We start from the raw sequence: 702 nt of genomic DNA, 5'->3' as shown, positions 1-702 counted from the left end.
TGTGCTGGCTCAGGACATAGGAAACCCATGTCGCACGACATAGGAAACCCGGCTAGAGCGTGTCGCAAGACATAGGAAACCCCCACCATCACGAACCTGGCCGACGTGTCCAAAGCCAGACTCGTCATCACCGCCGTCACCGTCGAAGGACGCACCCAGGCCGACACCGCCCGCGCCTACGGCGTGTCCAAAGGATGGGTGTCCAAGCTCGTCGCGCGCTACCGGGCCGAGGGCGAAGCCGCCTTCGAACCCCGCTCAAGGCGCCCGCACACCTCACCGGCCGCCCTCGACGCCGACACGGTCGAGCTGATCGTGCGGCTCCGCAAGCAGCTGACCGAGCAGGGCCTGGACGCAGGGCCCGACACCATCGCCTGGCACCTGCGACACCACCACGGAAGCACGGTCTCCCGAGCCACCGTCAGCCGCCACCTGACCCGGCACGGCCTGATCACCCCCGACCCGAAAAAGCGCCCCCGCTCCTCCTACGTCCGATTCCAGGCCGACCAACCCAACGAGACCTGGCAGGCCGACTCCACCCATTACCGCCTCGCCGGCGGCACCGGCGTCGAGATCCTCACCTGGCTGGACGACCACTCCCGCTATGCCCTGCACGTCAGCGCCCACCCCGCGGTCACCACACAGGTCGTCGTGGCCGCCTTCCGCCAAGCCGTCGCCGCGCACGGCACTCCGGCCTCCACCCTC

1 protein-coding gene is annotated in these 702 nt (G+C 68.8%); it reads left to right on the top strand.

Annotated features, from left to right (window positions below; translation table 11 throughout):
- Window positions 1-105 precede the first annotated feature (105 nt).
- A partial coding sequence (locus Ssi02_RS38445) for a helix-turn-helix domain-containing protein (protein WP_204034461.1) occupies window positions 106-702 on the top strand: 597 nt, incomplete at its 3' end.

It is taken from the genome of Sinosporangium siamense, from assembly GCF_016863435.1.
In the GTDB taxonomy this organism is placed as follows: domain Bacteria; phylum Actinomycetota; class Actinomycetes; order Streptosporangiales; family Streptosporangiaceae; genus Sinosporangium; species Sinosporangium siamense.
The sequence above is the reverse complement of the archived record's forward strand: the minus strand, read 5'-3'. Positions and strand labels throughout refer to the sequence as shown.